At 55.4% G+C, this 12024-nt stretch carries 23 protein-coding genes and 1 pseudogene; 21 read left to right on the top strand and 3 right to left on the bottom strand.

The features are described 5' to 3' along the window. From JT51_RS10910 to JT51_RS10870, 10 genes and pseudogenes are all read left to right on the top strand, one after another. A partial coding sequence (locus JT51_RS10910) for a DDE-type integrase/transposase/recombinase (RefSeq protein ID WP_037312182.1) occupies positions 1–530 on the top strand: 530 nt, incomplete at its 5' end. A gap of 95 nt (positions 531–625) precedes the next feature. Then, positions 626–742 (top strand): annotated as a pseudogene (locus tag JT51_RS22420) (AAA family ATPase); the annotation flags it as partial. A 129-nt stretch (positions 743–871) separates the two neighbouring features. After that, complete coding sequence (locus JT51_RS10905; protein WP_235216154.1) at positions 872–1498, top strand: hypothetical protein; 627 nt, start codon at positions 872–874, stop codon at positions 1496–1498. Between the two features lie 189 nt (positions 1499–1687). Continuing rightward, positions 1688–2530 (top strand): 50S ribosomal protein L2, encoded by an 843-nt coding sequence (gene rplB, locus JT51_RS10900; RefSeq protein WP_037311765.1) that lies wholly within the window; start codon positions 1688–1690, stop codon positions 2528–2530. A 3-nt stretch (positions 2531–2533) separates the two neighbouring features. Continuing rightward, positions 2534–2812 (top strand): 30S ribosomal protein S19, encoded by a 279-nt coding sequence (gene rpsS, locus JT51_RS10895; RefSeq protein WP_010437056.1) that lies wholly within the window; start codon positions 2534–2536, stop codon positions 2810–2812. A 3-nt stretch (positions 2813–2815) separates the two neighbouring features. Beyond that, positions 2816–3196, top strand: a complete 381-nt coding sequence (rplV, locus tag JT51_RS10890) for a 50S ribosomal protein L22 (RefSeq protein WP_008756532.1) — start codon at positions 2816–2818, stop codon at positions 3194–3196. Continuing rightward, positions 3196–3906 carry a 30S ribosomal protein S3 gene (rpsC, locus tag JT51_RS10885; protein WP_037311761.1) on the top strand — a complete coding sequence of 237 codons (711 nt, stop codon included), beginning with the start codon at positions 3196–3198 and terminating at the stop codon, positions 3904–3906. The genes rplV and rpsC overlap by 1 nt, the downstream gene beginning before the upstream one ends. Positions 3907–3918: 12 nt before the next feature. Next, positions 3919–4332, top strand: a complete 414-nt coding sequence (gene rplP / locus JT51_RS10880; RefSeq protein WP_037311756.1) for a 50S ribosomal protein L16 — start codon at positions 3919–3921, stop codon at positions 4330–4332. A 233-nt stretch (positions 4333–4565) separates the two neighbouring features. Further along, positions 4566–5186, top strand: a complete 621-nt coding sequence (locus JT51_RS10875; protein WP_037311753.1) for a 2OG-Fe(II) oxygenase family protein — start codon at positions 4566–4568, stop codon at positions 5184–5186. A gap of 257 nt (positions 5187–5443) precedes the next feature. Further along, positions 5444–5650 carry a cold-shock protein gene (locus JT51_RS10870; RefSeq protein WP_010437077.1) on the top strand — a complete coding sequence of 69 codons (207 nt, stop codon included), beginning with the start codon at positions 5444–5446 and terminating at the stop codon, positions 5648–5650. Positions 5651–5870: 220 nt separating this feature from the next. Here JT51_RS10870 and JT51_RS10865 read toward each other — a convergent pair whose 3' ends face one another. Further along, positions 5871–6140 carry a hypothetical protein gene (locus JT51_RS10865; protein ID WP_037311748.1) on the bottom strand — a complete coding sequence of 90 codons (270 nt, stop codon included), beginning with the start codon at positions 6138–6140 and terminating at the stop codon, positions 5871–5873. 301 nt (positions 6141–6441) lie between these two features. Here JT51_RS10865 and rpmC point away from each other — a divergent pair, with 301 nt between their 5' ends. From rpmC to rpmD, 11 genes are all read left to right on the top strand, one after another. Beyond that, entirely contained in the window at positions 6442–6648 is a 207-nt protein-coding gene (gene rpmC, locus JT51_RS10860) for a 50S ribosomal protein L29 (RefSeq protein WP_037311745.1), read from the top strand. Positions 6649–6652: 4 nt separating this feature from the next. Beyond that, positions 6653–6883 carry a 30S ribosomal protein S17 gene (rpsQ, locus tag JT51_RS10855; protein WP_037311742.1) on the top strand — a complete coding sequence of 77 codons (231 nt, stop codon included), beginning with the start codon at positions 6653–6655 and terminating at the stop codon, positions 6881–6883. 77 nt (positions 6884–6960) lie between these two features. After that, complete coding sequence (gene rplN / locus JT51_RS10850; protein WP_008757934.1) at positions 6961–7329, top strand: 50S ribosomal protein L14; 369 nt, start codon at positions 6961–6963, stop codon at positions 7327–7329. Positions 7330–7331: 2 nt separating this feature from the next. Then, a complete protein-coding gene (gene rplX / locus JT51_RS10845) occupies positions 7332–7643 on the top strand; it encodes a 50S ribosomal protein L24 (protein ID WP_037311736.1) in 312 nt (103 codons plus the stop codon). Continuing rightward, positions 7636–8196 carry a 50S ribosomal protein L5 gene (gene rplE, locus JT51_RS10840; protein ID WP_037311733.1) on the top strand — a complete coding sequence of 187 codons (561 nt, stop codon included), beginning with the start codon at positions 7636–7638 and terminating at the stop codon, positions 8194–8196. Before rplX ends, rplE begins: the two co-directional genes overlap by 8 nt. 18 nt (positions 8197–8214) lie before the next feature. Beyond that, positions 8215–8520, top strand: a complete 306-nt coding sequence (gene rpsN, locus JT51_RS10835) for a 30S ribosomal protein S14 (RefSeq protein WP_037311730.1) — start codon at positions 8215–8217, stop codon at positions 8518–8520. Between the two features lie 13 nt (positions 8521–8533). Further along, on the top strand, positions 8534–8926 hold the full coding sequence (gene rpsH / locus JT51_RS10830; protein ID WP_037311728.1) for a 30S ribosomal protein S8: 393 nt from the start codon (positions 8534–8536) through the stop codon (positions 8924–8926). 12 nt (positions 8927–8938) lie between these two features. Continuing rightward, on the top strand, positions 8939–9472 hold the full coding sequence (gene rplF, locus JT51_RS10825; protein WP_037311725.1) for a 50S ribosomal protein L6: 534 nt from the start codon (positions 8939–8941) through the stop codon (positions 9470–9472). A gap of 11 nt (positions 9473–9483) precedes the next feature. Beyond that, positions 9484–9843 carry a 50S ribosomal protein L18 gene (gene rplR, locus JT51_RS10820; RefSeq protein WP_037311722.1) on the top strand — a complete coding sequence of 120 codons (360 nt, stop codon included), beginning with the start codon at positions 9484–9486 and terminating at the stop codon, positions 9841–9843. Between the two features lie 132 nt (positions 9844–9975). Then, positions 9976–10545, top strand: a complete 570-nt coding sequence (gene rpsE, locus JT51_RS10815) for a 30S ribosomal protein S5 (protein WP_037311720.1) — start codon at positions 9976–9978, stop codon at positions 10543–10545. A gap of 12 nt (positions 10546–10557) precedes the next feature. Next, positions 10558–10746, top strand: a complete 189-nt coding sequence (rpmD, locus tag JT51_RS10810; RefSeq protein ID WP_037311717.1) for a 50S ribosomal protein L30 — start codon at positions 10558–10560, stop codon at positions 10744–10746. A 117-nt stretch (positions 10747–10863) separates the two neighbouring features. Here rpmD and JT51_RS10805 read toward each other — a convergent pair whose 3' ends face one another. Both JT51_RS10805 and JT51_RS10800 read right to left on the bottom strand, forming a co-directional pair. Continuing rightward, positions 10864–11262, bottom strand: coding sequence for a cytidine deaminase (locus JT51_RS10805; protein WP_037312176.1), 399 nt, complete (start codon positions 11260–11262; stop codon positions 10864–10866). Positions 11263–11380: 118 nt separating this feature from the next. Then, positions 11381–11755 carry a hypothetical protein gene (locus JT51_RS10800; protein ID WP_235216153.1) on the bottom strand — a complete coding sequence of 125 codons (375 nt, stop codon included), beginning with the start codon at positions 11753–11755 and terminating at the stop codon, positions 11381–11383. Positions 11756–12024 lie beyond the last annotated feature (269 nt).

The following is a 12024-nucleotide window of genomic DNA, read 5'->3' as shown; positions in this document are numbered from 1 at the left end:
GCTGGGTGTGGTTGAATCTCAGCACGATCCTGGACGATTTCAGCCGCTATATCGTTGCCTGGAAGCTCTGCACAAACATGCGGGCCGAAGACGTGACTGACACAATCGAACTGGCTCTGGCGGCATCTGGATGCGACCAGGCCATCGTTCGGCACAAGCCACGCCTGCTGAGTGACAATGGGTCCTGTTACATCTCCGGCGATTTGGCCGAATGGCTGGAAGACCAAAAGATGGGCCATGTTCGCGGCGCTCCGTTCCACCCGCAAACCCAGGGCAAGATCGAGCGTTGGCATCAAACCATGAAGAACCGGGTTCTGCTGGAAAACTACTACCTGCCCGGCGATCTGGAACGTCAGATCGAGGCTTTCGTCGATTACTACAATAACGAGCGATACCACGAGAGCCTGAACAACGTCACACCGGCAGACGTCTACTTCGGGCGTGACAAAGCCATCATCAGAGAAAGGGCAAAGATCAAGAAGCTGACAATCCAACAGCGCCGCTTGCAACATCAAAAACAAGCCGCATAATCAATCACGTTAACGAACCAGAGCCTCCAATAATCAAGCCGCTCTGATGTCCCATTTTATATGACGACGGACAGGTTCTGTTTCACCCTTCTATATTGCTAATCGATGAACCGGATGCGCATCTACATCCAGATAGGCAGGAAAAACTCATACGTGCAATTGAAGAGGCTGCGGTTGAGTTTTCCACTCAGGTGATTCTAACTACACACAGCCCACACGTAATTCGAACTTCGTCGGACCGTGTCAATCTGGCGTGGCTTACCGAAGGCGGCGTTGCGCAAGACAGTGATACCATTCGGGGGAAAATGGGTTGGGGTCTCCTGGATCGAAGCACATTGATTGTGACAGAGGACAAAAATACGCCTTTGTTGCAGGCAATTCTCGACCAATGGCCAGATCACAGTAAAAAAACTGCGATCTGGCCTGTCTTTGGGGCGACTAACCTGCCAACGGCTGATGGAGCAAAGGCCCTAAAAGCGATGCTGGGCTTGTCGAAGCTGATTGTTCATAGAGACGCGGATTTTATGCTCCAAGCTGAAAAAGATATCCTTACTGGAAAATTCAAGGGAAGTGGGTGCGAGTTGTGGATTACAGAACCTTCGGACGTGGAAGGTTATTTTTGTACGCGTGAACATCTCATGTCGGTGCTGGAAATTGGCGAAGATCAGGCTGAGGATTGCTTGGCAGAAGCGTGGCGCGCTGCAAAGGACGCTAAGTCGTTTCGGGCGAAACGGTCTCAAATAAACAAAGATGAGAAATTCTATCCGGGAGGATCCGGCACTCCTTCGTTAGGCGATGCCCAAAAGGAGCTAGACTATCACTACGCAGGCTCAATCAAAGGAAAGAAGCTCGTTAAGCAACTCAAGGCGCTGGTCCATCAAGAGCTAAGAATGTCACCTAAACTATTACTAGATACAAAGGTGGGCGGTGAGATCGCGTTTGATTTGAAGGAAATTTTGGACGGTTAAATCTTTTCAGGCCCTATAGACACCCACCCCCAACACTGCTAAATGCACCCAATCTTGCGGCCTCGGATTCGTTCCGGGGCCTCTGATATTTGAAACCGGGGACCTTCGGGGCCCTATACCTTTGGCACCTACGGGGGCCTATCACATAGCGGGGATGACCCCGCACTTGCTAAACGGAAGACAGAAAGCATGGCACTCAAGTCGTACAAGCCGACGACGCCGGGCCAGCGCGGGCTGGTGCTGATCGACCGTTCGGAGCTTTGGAAAGGACGTCCGGTCAAGTCTCTCACTGAGGGTTTGACCAAATCGGGCGGCCGGAACAACACCGGACGGATCACTTCACGCCGCCGCGGCGGTGGCGCAAAGCGTCTCTACCGGATCGTTGACTTCAAACGGAACAAATTTGATGTCGCGGCAACCGTCGAGCGGATCGAATATGACCCGAACCGGACCGCATTCATCGCACTGGTAAAATACGAAGACGGCGAGCAGGCGTATATCCTTGCTCCGCAGCGTCTGGCTGTTGGTGACAAAGTCGTGGCATCCGCCAAGGCCGACATCAAGCCGGGCAACGCAATGCCGTTCTCGGGTATGCCCATCGGTACCATCATCCACAACATCGAGATGAAGCCTGGCAAAGGCGGTCAGATCGCACGTGCGGCTGGTACTTACGCTCAGTTCGTTGGTCGCGATGGCGGCTACGCTCAGATCCGTCTGAGCTCGGGCGAGCTGCGCATGGTTCGTCAGGAATGCATGGCCACCGTTGGTGCCGTGTCCAACCCCGACAACAGCAACCAGAACCTCGGTAAAGCCGGTCGTATGCGCCACAAGGGTGTGCGTCCGTCGGTACGTGGTGTCGCAATGAACCCGATCGATCACCCACATGGTGGTGGTGAAGGTCGTACCTCGGGTGGCCGTACGCCGGTTACGCCTTGGGGTAAGGACACCAAGGGTAAGCGTACCCGCAACAAAAACAAAGCGTCCCAGAAGCTGATCATCCGCTCGCGGCACGCCAAGAAGAAGGGACGTTAATCTATGTCTCGCTCTGTTTGGAAGGGTCCTTTCGTCGATGCTTATGTGCTTAAAAAAGCCGAAGCAGCGCGCGAGTCGGGCCGCAACGAAGTCATCAAGATTTGGTCGCGTCGTTCCACCATTCTGCCCCAGTTCGTGGGTCTGACCTTTGGTGTGTACAACGGCCATAAGCATATCCCCGTCAACGTCTCGGAAGACATGATCGGTCAGAAGTTCGGTGAGTATTCGCCGACCCGGACCTATTACGGTCACGCCGCTGACAAAAAAGCGAAGCGGAAGTAAGTCATGGGCAAGGAAAAGAACCCCCGCCGCGTGGCTGAAAACGAAGCAATGGCGAAAACGCGCATGCTCCGTACCAGCCCGCAGAAACTGAACCTGGTTGCGCAGATGATCCGCGGCAAGAAAGTTGAGAAGGCTCTGACCGACCTGACTTTCTCGAACAAGCGTGTCGCGCAGGACGTGAAAAAGTGTCTGCAGTCCGCAATCGCCAACGCCGAGAACAACCACAACCTTGACGTTGACGAGCTGATCGTCGCCGAAGCATGGGTTGGCAAGAACCTGGTCATGAAGCGCGGTCGTCCGCGGGCCCGTGGCCGTTTCGGGAAAATCCTGAAGCCGTTCTCGGAGATCACCATCAAGGTGCGTCAAGTTGAGGAGCAAGCCTAATGGGTCATAAAGTCAATCCGATCGGCATGCGCCTTCAGGTCAACCGCACCTGGGATAGCCGCTGGTACGCTGATACCAAGGACTACGGTGATCTTCTGCTGGAAGATCTGAAGATCCGTGAGTTCATCAACAAAGAGTGCAAGCAAGCCGGTATTGCTCGTGTGATCATCGAACGTCCGCACAAAAAGTGCCGCGTTACGATCCACACTGCACGTCCGGGTGTCATCATCGGCAAGAAAGGCGCAGACATCGAAGTCCTGCGCAAGAAAATTGCCCTGATGACCGACAGCGAACTGCACCTGAACATCGTCGAAGTGCGCAAGCCCGAGCTTGACGCACAGCTGGTTGCCGAGTCCATCGCTCAGCAGCTGGAGCGTCGGGTTTCGTTCCGTCGCGCGATGAAGCGTTCGGTTCAGAATGCCATGCGCATGGGATCCCTGGGTATCCGGGTGAACGTCGCTGGCCGTCTGGGTGGCGCCGAAATCGCACGGACCGAATGGTACCGCGAAGGCCGCGTGCCTCTGCACACGCTGCGCGCCGACATCGATTACGCACAAGCCGAAGCGATGACCCCCTACGGGATCATCGGGATCAAGGTCTGGATCTTCAAAGGTGAGATCATGGAGCACGATCCGCAGGCACGTGACCGTAAAGCACAGGAACTCCAGGACGGCCCTGCACCTCGTGGTGCTGGTGGCGGTCGTCGCTAAGGAGGGAAAGATATGCTTCAACCAAAGCGTACTAAATTCCGCAAGATGCACAAAGGCCGGATCAAGGGCCTCGCCAAAGGCGGGTCTGATCTGAACTTCGGCACTTACGGTCTGAAAGCACTGCAGCCCGAGCGTGTTACCGCGCGTCAAATCGAAGCTGCACGTCGTGCTATGACACGTCACATGAAACGTCAGGGCCGCGTCTGGATCCGGATCTTCCCGGATACCCCCGTGACCTCGAAACCGACCGAAGTCCGTATGGGTAAAGGTAAAGGTTCCGTTGACTACTGGGCAGCGAAAGTGAAGCCCGGTCGCGTGATGTTCGAGATCGACGGTGTCAATGACGACATCGCCCGCGAGGCCCTGCGCCTGGCCGCGATGAAGCTGCCGATCAAGACCCGCGTTGTGGTTCGCGAAGACTGGTAAACGATTGGGGGAGACCCGTTCGTGACAAGATGAACCCCTGCCGGGAAGCCGGCGGGGGTTTTCTTTTGGGGGCTCTGCCCCCGCCGCGGCAAGCCGCGACTCCCCCGAGATATTTAAGGCCAGATGAAGCTGGGGATCCGGTCTTCATCTGGCTAAAAATATCTCGGAGCGCGAGGCAGAGCCTCGCATAACTTGCTATCGCATCGTGCGTTCGGCTGGGGTATGACGACCTCATGCCACAGATTGAATCACTCTTCGTGACCCGCCTTTACCGCGCAGCCCTGTCCGAGTTCGATCCAAAGATCGACGCTGAGGAACTGGAAAGTTCATGCCTTGTTATCGCCGAGGATGATGAGGCCGGGCAGGATTGGTGTGAACAAAACGGCTATCCCGGCTATACCAGTTATGCGTCGCTGACCGATCTGCCCTGGCGGTTTCCGATCTTTGCCGATCTGGTCAAGGTGCTGGACACCCATGTGGCCGCCTTTGCCAAAGATCTGGAGTTCGACTTGGATGACCGAGAACTCAAACTTGAGGACCTGTGGATCAACATCCTGCCCGAGGGTGGTATGCATGCCAGCCACATACATCCGCACAGTGTCATCTCGGGCACGACATACGTGTCAATGCCCGACGGTGCCAGTGCGTTGAAACTGGAAGACCCTCGCTCGGCCCGCATGATGGCCGCCCCTGTGCGTCGCAAAGAAGCCCGGCGCGAATTGCAGCCGTTCATCTATATGAAGCCTGAGGTGGGCGATGTCTTACTGTGGGAAAGCTGGCTGCGCCATGAGGTGCCAATGAACATGGCCGAGGACGAGCGGATAAGTGTGAGTTTTAACTATCGGTGGGAGTGAACCCCGGTTTACTTGGCGGCAATCACCCTGACAAAACGATTGATCGGCGAAGATGCGCCGACCAATGGCGATCACGATTCATGGTAATTTGCTATTAGGTCTTGTAATTTGTCGCAACTTACCCGATGTGAAGCGCGCAAACGTTTTTCTTTTTCGACCACTGTCTCCCGATTTTCGGCGTTCAGTCTCTCGATCCAGACCTAACTACGCCGCGCTGTCGCAACCCCGCGGGCAGCATTTTAAAGGAGACTACGGATATGGCTAATGGCACCGTAAAATGGTTCAACACAACTAAAGGTTTTGGCTTCATCGCACCTGAGACCGGTGGCAAAGATGTGTTCGTTCACATTTCTGCTGTCGAGCGTTCGGGTCTGACCGGCCTGGCCGACGACCAGAAAGTAACATTCGACATCGAGCCCGGCCGTGACGGTCGTGAGTCGGCTGTGAACATCGCTCTGGCGTAAGTCACTCAGACTTAGACAGTTGAAGACGCGGCCTCGTGCAAACGGGGCCGCGTTTTGCGTTTGTGGACGATTGAATAAACTGGGTTAGTCATTGGCTGCGACACGACGTGCCAGTGAACAAAGCGGAGGAAGAGCCGTTTTCGGCGAGTTCTAATTGTCAGTGGGAGTGAGCGTCTGAATTTTGCTGGTCGGGGACGCCAACACGTAGGGTTTTTCTAACTCAATTAGACTTAGTATCAGTTTGTTGAGTTACCGACCTATGATCACGTGCGTCATAACTGTCTTCAAACCAATCCTGAGCTTCGCCCATTAAATTCAAAAATGCCATGGCAGCGAATGCGAGCCCTAGCGCTCCAAGGTCTCCTTTGTTCGCAATAAATAGATACCACGCGTACCAAATTAGATAGACGATACTGACCACATTTATGGCTACAAGGATTTCAAGTGTTGTTGGTAAACCCAAAAATTCAAGTATTGTTGAGAAACCCATAAGCTAGCCTTCAAAAAAAAGGTTCTTAGTCGCAAACGTTCTGTATCTTAATTGAGTGGGCTTTCAAGGGTTCAACTCAAAGCCGAAAAGAAATTAGTTCGGTGCGATATCTGGGACGCTTTGCTGTGGTTGGAAATAAGGCATCAAACTTTCCCTTGCCACCCACCCTTGAACCCCCTATGTAGCGACATCTTGCGTTCCCCCGGCCGAGTCGGGGGATTCGTTTGTCTATCATTCATCCACCAGGTCAAAGGTGACCCTGTAAGGGGCCTTCTGGTGTTTTGAGAAAAGGAAAAAGGCGATGAACGCCCAAGAACTGCGTGACAAGACCCCGGACCAGCTCCGCGAGGAACTGGCCAACCTGAAGAAAGAAAGCTTTAACCTGCGCTTTCAACAGGCAACCGGTCAGCTGGAAAGCACCGCCGGCATCAAAGCGGCCCGCCGCAACGCTGCCCGCGTCAAAACCATTCTGAACGAAAAGGCCGCTGCAGCGGCATCGGAGGAGTAATCCTATGCCCAAGCGTATCCTGTCCGGCACCGTAACAAGCGATGCCAACGCACAAACCGTAACCGTATCCGTCGAGCGCCGCTTTACGCATCCGGTTCTGAAGAAAACCATCCGTAAGTCCAAGAAATACCGGGCTCACGATGAAAAGAACGCCTTCAAGGTCGGCGATACCGTACGCATCATCGAATGCGCGCCGAAATCGAAGACGAAACGCTGGGAAGTTCTGGAAGCGTAAGCTTTTCAGGATTTTCCCAATTGTCGAAACCCTGGGGGATCTAACCAGACCAGCCCCCACAGGTCGGGAGAAACCACATGATCCAGATGCAGACCAATCTGGATGTCGCTGACAACTCCGGCGCACGCCGAGTTCAGTGCATCAAGGTCCTGGGTGGTTCCAAGCGTAAATACGCCTCCGTTGGTGACATCATTGTCGTCTCGGTGAAGGAAGCCATCCCACGCGGCCGCGTAAAGAAAGGTGACGTCCGTAAGGCCGTCGTCGTACGCACCGCCAAAGAAGTCCGTCGCGAAGACGGCACCGCGATCCGTTTCGATCGCAACGCTGCCGTCATCCTGAACAACAACAACGAGCCCGTAGGTACCCGTATCTTTGGCCCGGTTGTTCGCGAGCTGCGTGGCAAGAACTTCATGAAAATCATCTCGCTCGCTCCGGAGGTGCTGTAATCATGGCTGCTAAGCTCCGCAAAGGCGACAAGGTCGTCGTGCTGGCCGGTAAGGACAAGGGCAAAGAGGGAACGATTACCTCGGTTGACCCATCTGCCGGTAAAGCTGTTGTTGATGGCGTGAACATCGCGATCCGTCACACCCGCCAGACCCAGAACAGCCAGGGGGGTCGCCTGCCTCAGGCAAACCCGATCGAGCTGTCGAACCTGGCTCTGCTGGACAAAAACGGTAAAGCAACCCGCGTTGGCTTCCGCATGGAAGGCGACAAGAAGGTGCGCTTCGCCAAGACCACGGGGGACGTGATCGATGCTTGATACCGCAAACTATACCCCGCGTCTGAAAGCTCAGTACGCTGAAACCATCCGTGCCGCTCTTATGGAAGAGTTCGGCTATGAGAACGAAATGCAGCTGCCCAAGCTGGAAAAAATCGTTCTGAACATCGGGTGTGGTGCAGAAGCTGTTCGTGATTCCAAGAAAGCCAAGGCGGCTGTCGCGGATCTGACGGCAATCGCTGGTCAACAGGCCGTTGCGACGCTGGCGAAAAAGTCGATCGCGGGTTTCCGCGTCCGGGAAGAAATGCCGCTGGGTTCCAAAGTGACCCTGCGCGGTGACCGGATGTACGAATTCCTGGATCGTCTGATCACCATCGCGATGCCGCGTATTCGTGACTTCCGCGGTGTGAAGCCGTCTTTCGATGGTCGTGGCAACTTTGCCATGGGCATGAAAGAGCACATCGTGTTCCCGGAAATCGACTTCGACAAGGTCGACGAGGTCTGGGGCCTGGATATCGTAATTGCCACCACAGCGAAAACCGACGCTGAAGGAAAGAGCCTGTTGAAGCATTTCAACATGCCTTTCACAAGCTAAGCGCGGGAAGGAAAAGACATGGCTAAGAAAGCAATGATCGAACGCGAGAAGAAGCGCGAGCGCCTGGTGGCAAAATACGCCGCAAAGCGTGCCGAGCTGAAAGAAATCGCGAATGACGAAAGCAAGCCGATGGAAGAGCGTTTCAAAGCGCGTCTGAAACTGGCGAAACTGCCGCGCAACAGCTCGGCAACCCGTCTGCACAACCGCTGCCAGCTGACCGGTCGTCCTCATGCTTACTATCGTAAGCTGAAGGTCAGCCGTATCGCGCTGCGCGACCTGGGCTCTGCTGGTCAGATCCCCGGTATGGTGAAATCGAGCTGGTAAGGGAGAGACAGATATGAACGATCCTATCGGCGATATGCTCACCCGCATCCGCAACGCGCAAATGCGTGGCAAGTCCACCGTATCCACCCCGGCGTCAAAGCTGCGTGGCTGGGTTCTGGACGTGCTGGCGGACGAAGGTTACATCCGTGGCTATGAAAACACGACCGGCGAAAACGGTCATCCGGCCATCGAAATCAGCCTGAAATACTACGAAGGCACCCCTGTCATTCGCGAACTGAAGCGGGTTTCCAAGCCCGGTCGTCGCGTTTACATGGGCGTCAGTGACATCCCACAGGTCCGTCAGGGTCTGGGTGTGTCGATTGTCAGCACTCCGAAAGGTGTGATGTCGGACCAGAACGCACGCTCCAACAATGTTGGTGGCGAAGTGCTCTGCACCGTCTTCTAAGGAGGTCTGTCAATGTCTCGTATTGGTAAAAAGCCGGTCGAACTGCCCAGCGGTGTAACCGCTTCGGTTTCCGGCCAGACCATCGAAGTCAAAGGCCCGAAAGGCGCCCGCAGCTTCACCGCAACCGACGACGTTACGCTGTCGGTCGAGGACAACGTGGTTCAGATCAACCCTCGCGGCATGTCCAAGCGTGCGCGCCAGCAGTGGGGCATGAGCCGCACGATGGTCGCAAACTTGGTGACCGGCGTGACCGAAGGCTTCAAGAAAGAGCTGGAGATCCAGGGTGTTGGTTACCGGGCACAGATGCAGGGTAACACCCTGAAGCTGAACCTGGGCTACAGCCACGACGTCGATTTCGTTGCTCCGGAAGGTGTCACCATCACCGCGCCGAAGCAGACCGTGATCATTGTGGAAGGTAACGACCAGCAGCAGGTGGGCGAAGTCGCGGCGAAAATCCGCGAATGGCGCCGTCCCGAGCCCTATAAGGGCAAAGGCATCCGCTACAAGGGCGAGTTCATCTTCCGCAAAGAAGGCAAGAAGAAGTAAGGACGCAAACAATGGCAAACAGCAAAAGAACCCTGTTTCTGAAGCGCCGCCTGCGCGTTCGGAACAAACTTCGCAAGGTCAACGCGGGTCGTCCGCGTCTGTCCGTACACCGTTCGAACAAGAACATCAGCGTTCAGCTGATCGACGACGTACGTGGCGTGACCCTGGCCTCGGCCTCGAGCCTGGAAAAAGACCTGGGTATCGTTGGCAAAAACAACGTCGAAGCGGCCACCAAAGTGGGCGCAGCCATCGCCGAGCGTGCCAAGAAGGCAGGCGTCGAAGAGGCTTATTTCGATCGTGGCGGCTTCCTGTTTCACGGCAAGGTGAAGGCTCTGGCCGACGCTGCGCGTGAAGGTGGTCTGAAGATCTAAGACTTGCGGGCAGCTTTGTGGCTGCCCCGATGATCCGGGGGCCTCGGCGACAGTCGGGGCTCACTTGGATTGAACAAACGACGTAGCTTTGAATCCAATGAGCGAGCGTCACCAAAGAAAAGGGATGCCAAAATGGCAGAACGTGATAACCGCCGGGGCCGTGGTCGTGACCGCGACGAAACTCCGGAATTCGCAGACCGTCTGGTTGCGATCAACCGTGTGTCGAAAACCGTAAAAGGTGGTAAGCGCTTTGGCTTCGCCGCTCTGGTGGTCGTAGGCGATCAGAAGGGCCGCGTCGGCTTTGGCAAGGGTAAAGCGAAAGAAGTACCCGAGGCCATCCGTAAGGCGACGGAGCAAGCCAAGCGTCAGATGATCCGCGTGCAGCTGCGCGAAGGTCGGACCCTGCACCACGATATCGAAGGCCGTCACGGCGCCGGTAAAGTGGTCATGCGCACAGCACCAGAAGGTACCGGTATCATCGCCGGTGGTCCGATGCGTGCCGTGTTTGAAATGCTGGGCGTAAAGGACGTTGTGTCCAAGTCGCTGGGCTCGCAGAACCCGTACAACATGATCCGCGCAACCATCAACGGCCTGACCAAAGAGCAGAGCCCGCGTTCGGTTGCACAGCGTCGTGGCAAAAAGGTTGCTGATATCCTGCCCAAGCGGGACGAAGCACCGGCTGCTGCTGAAGCAGAAGCATAAGGAGAGCACGTTATGGCTAAAACCATCGTCGTCAAGCAGATCGGTTCCCCGATCCGCCGCCCTGCCGACCAGCGCGCAACTCTGGTTGGTCTGGGTCTGAACAAGATGCACAAAACCCGTGAACTGGAGGACACTCCTTCGGTCCGCGGCATGGTCAACAAGATCCCGCATCTGGTAGAGATCATCGAAGAGCGCGGCTAAGCGCAACATCTTCGTAAGATTAGAAACGCCTCCGACATCGTCGGGGGCGTTTTGCGTTGTGCCGCCGAGTTTCGGAATTGAACCGGACCGTCAGGCAGGGCTCAAACGTGTATGAATTCACGAATACGCAGTCGCCCAATGGAACGGTTGCAGCGCGCTGAGTGGCTGGAACAGCAATTCATTCGTAGGCGTGGTGACGGCGACAGAAACATCTGATCCCCAATACCTCAGCCGCTCCTGGCAAATCCCGCAGGGGGAGAGAATTTTGAAGTCAGAGATTTCGCTCTCGCGGTAAATGCAAAGGCTATGGGTGACCCGCTCATTTCGTTTATGAGCTTCCAGAAAGGACCCGAGTTCCATGCAGACTGACAAAGCATCGAAATCGGTCTCTGGGGCAACACTTGTTAGGATATCGCCTGTCGCCAGCCGTATGGCCGCCGCACCGCCCCAACCAGAAGGGTATCGTGTTTCAACCAACCTGACGGCGTTTTCGTATAGCTCTGATTCGACGCTCATCCTGCTGCTCCGGGTTGTCTGGGTGGTTAGGCTAGTCCAGATTTTGGCGGTCTGCAAAACTGCGGTTTGTCTGCCCGGCATTGCTTTAGCTGTTTGCTTTTGCATTGCACGGTTGCACTCAGATGAACGGATCGTAAGACCATTGCAAAAGCGCCTGCCGCTGTCTTGGCCTGCAAAACAGGTCGCCGGGATAGCAGTTTGCCAGGATTTGCCCACGATGACGCGCAAACCCCCGCCAGCGTTTGATCTGTAGTGTATCAATCTCGGGAAGCCGCCGCCCAAGATAGTAGCGACAATACCATTGAAACCAACCGCGCGGGTCTGGACCAAGAATCCAACCTTTTTCACGCCAGTGGCTCAACGGTTGACGGCTTTTGATCCCAAAGTAGTTGATCTCAGGATTTGCGATGCTGCTCAGCCTGGCCTTGTCGAACCATTCTTCGGGAAACTCCTTGGTGCAGTCGTTGCAGTACTTGCCTTCAAACACGCCCATCTCAAGCATCTGGCTTGGTGTGAAGAAGGGCTGAAACTCTGGCGCGAAGTCCCTTCCGGGCGGCGCGACCACCTCATACCGGTAGCCGGTTTGCATTTTGTCGTGAACTTCGATCGTGTTGTGGACCTGCATCAAAAAACCCGGTTTGCGAATACACATACATCCGAGGCGCGGACCTGCAGCCGATATGGATATCTTCCGCATAGCAGACCCAAGCCACAGTTGGCGACAGGGTTTCCCTCAGAGTTTGCCATGCCTCCAATGCATAG

The sequence above is a fragment of the Ruegeria halocynthiae genome, from assembly GCF_000743705.1.
Lineage (GTDB): Bacteria > Pseudomonadota > Alphaproteobacteria > Rhodobacterales > Rhodobacteraceae > Ruegeria > Ruegeria halocynthiae_B.
Note: the sequence above shows the minus strand (reverse complement) of the source record. Positions and strands in the feature narration are given on the sequence as shown.

What these genes read in the sequence shown, in the direction of transcription:
- rplB (WP_037311765.1), top strand. Translation starts at nt 1,688, where the DNA reads ATGGCACTCAAGTCGTACAAGCCGACGACGCCGGGCCAGCGCGGGCTG.
- JT51_RS10800 (WP_235216153.1), bottom strand. Translation starts at nt 11,755, where the DNA reads ATGGGCGTGTTTGAAGGCAAGTACTGCAACGACTGCACCAAGGAGTTT.
- JT51_RS10870 (WP_010437077.1), top strand. Translation starts at nt 5,444, where the DNA reads ATGGCTAATGGCACCGTAAAATGGTTCAACACAACTAAAGGTTTTGGC.
- JT51_RS10875 (WP_037311753.1), top strand. Translation starts at nt 4,566, where the DNA reads ATGCCACAGATTGAATCACTCTTCGTGACCCGCCTTTACCGCGCAGCC.
- rpsQ (WP_037311742.1), top strand. Translation starts at nt 6,653, where the DNA reads ATGCCCAAGCGTATCCTGTCCGGCACCGTAACAAGCGATGCCAACGCA.
- rpsS (WP_010437056.1), top strand. Translation starts at nt 2,534, where the DNA reads ATGTCTCGCTCTGTTTGGAAGGGTCCTTTCGTCGATGCTTATGTGCTT.
- rpsH (WP_037311728.1), top strand. Translation starts at nt 8,534, where the DNA reads ATGAACGATCCTATCGGCGATATGCTCACCCGCATCCGCAACGCGCAA.
- rplF (WP_037311725.1), top strand. Translation starts at nt 8,939, where the DNA reads ATGTCTCGTATTGGTAAAAAGCCGGTCGAACTGCCCAGCGGTGTAACC.
- rplP (WP_037311756.1), top strand. Translation starts at nt 3,919, where the DNA reads ATGCTTCAACCAAAGCGTACTAAATTCCGCAAGATGCACAAAGGCCGG.
- JT51_RS10805 (WP_037312176.1), bottom strand. Translation starts at nt 11,262, where the DNA reads ATGAGCGTCGAATCAGAGCTATACGAAAACGCCGTCAGGTTGGTTGAA.
- rpmD (WP_037311717.1), top strand. Translation starts at nt 10,558, where the DNA reads ATGGCTAAAACCATCGTCGTCAAGCAGATCGGTTCCCCGATCCGCCGC.
- rplV (WP_008756532.1), top strand. Translation starts at nt 2,816, where the DNA reads ATGGGCAAGGAAAAGAACCCCCGCCGCGTGGCTGAAAACGAAGCAATG.
- rpsC (WP_037311761.1), top strand. Translation starts at nt 3,196, where the DNA reads ATGGGTCATAAAGTCAATCCGATCGGCATGCGCCTTCAGGTCAACCGC.
- JT51_RS10865 (WP_037311748.1), bottom strand. Translation starts at nt 6,140, where the DNA reads ATGGGTTTCTCAACAATACTTGAATTTTTGGGTTTACCAACAACACTT.
- rplX (WP_037311736.1), top strand. Translation starts at nt 7,332, where the DNA reads ATGGCTGCTAAGCTCCGCAAAGGCGACAAGGTCGTCGTGCTGGCCGGT.
- rpsN (WP_037311730.1), top strand. Translation starts at nt 8,215, where the DNA reads ATGGCTAAGAAAGCAATGATCGAACGCGAGAAGAAGCGCGAGCGCCTG.
- rplN (WP_008757934.1), top strand. Translation starts at nt 6,961, where the DNA reads ATGATCCAGATGCAGACCAATCTGGATGTCGCTGACAACTCCGGCGCA.
- rplR (WP_037311722.1), top strand. Translation starts at nt 9,484, where the DNA reads ATGGCAAACAGCAAAAGAACCCTGTTTCTGAAGCGCCGCCTGCGCGTT.
- rpmC (WP_037311745.1), top strand. Translation starts at nt 6,442, where the DNA reads ATGAACGCCCAAGAACTGCGTGACAAGACCCCGGACCAGCTCCGCGAG.
- rplE (WP_037311733.1), top strand. Translation starts at nt 7,636, where the DNA reads ATGCTTGATACCGCAAACTATACCCCGCGTCTGAAAGCTCAGTACGCT.
- rpsE (WP_037311720.1), top strand. Translation starts at nt 9,976, where the DNA reads ATGGCAGAACGTGATAACCGCCGGGGCCGTGGTCGTGACCGCGACGAA.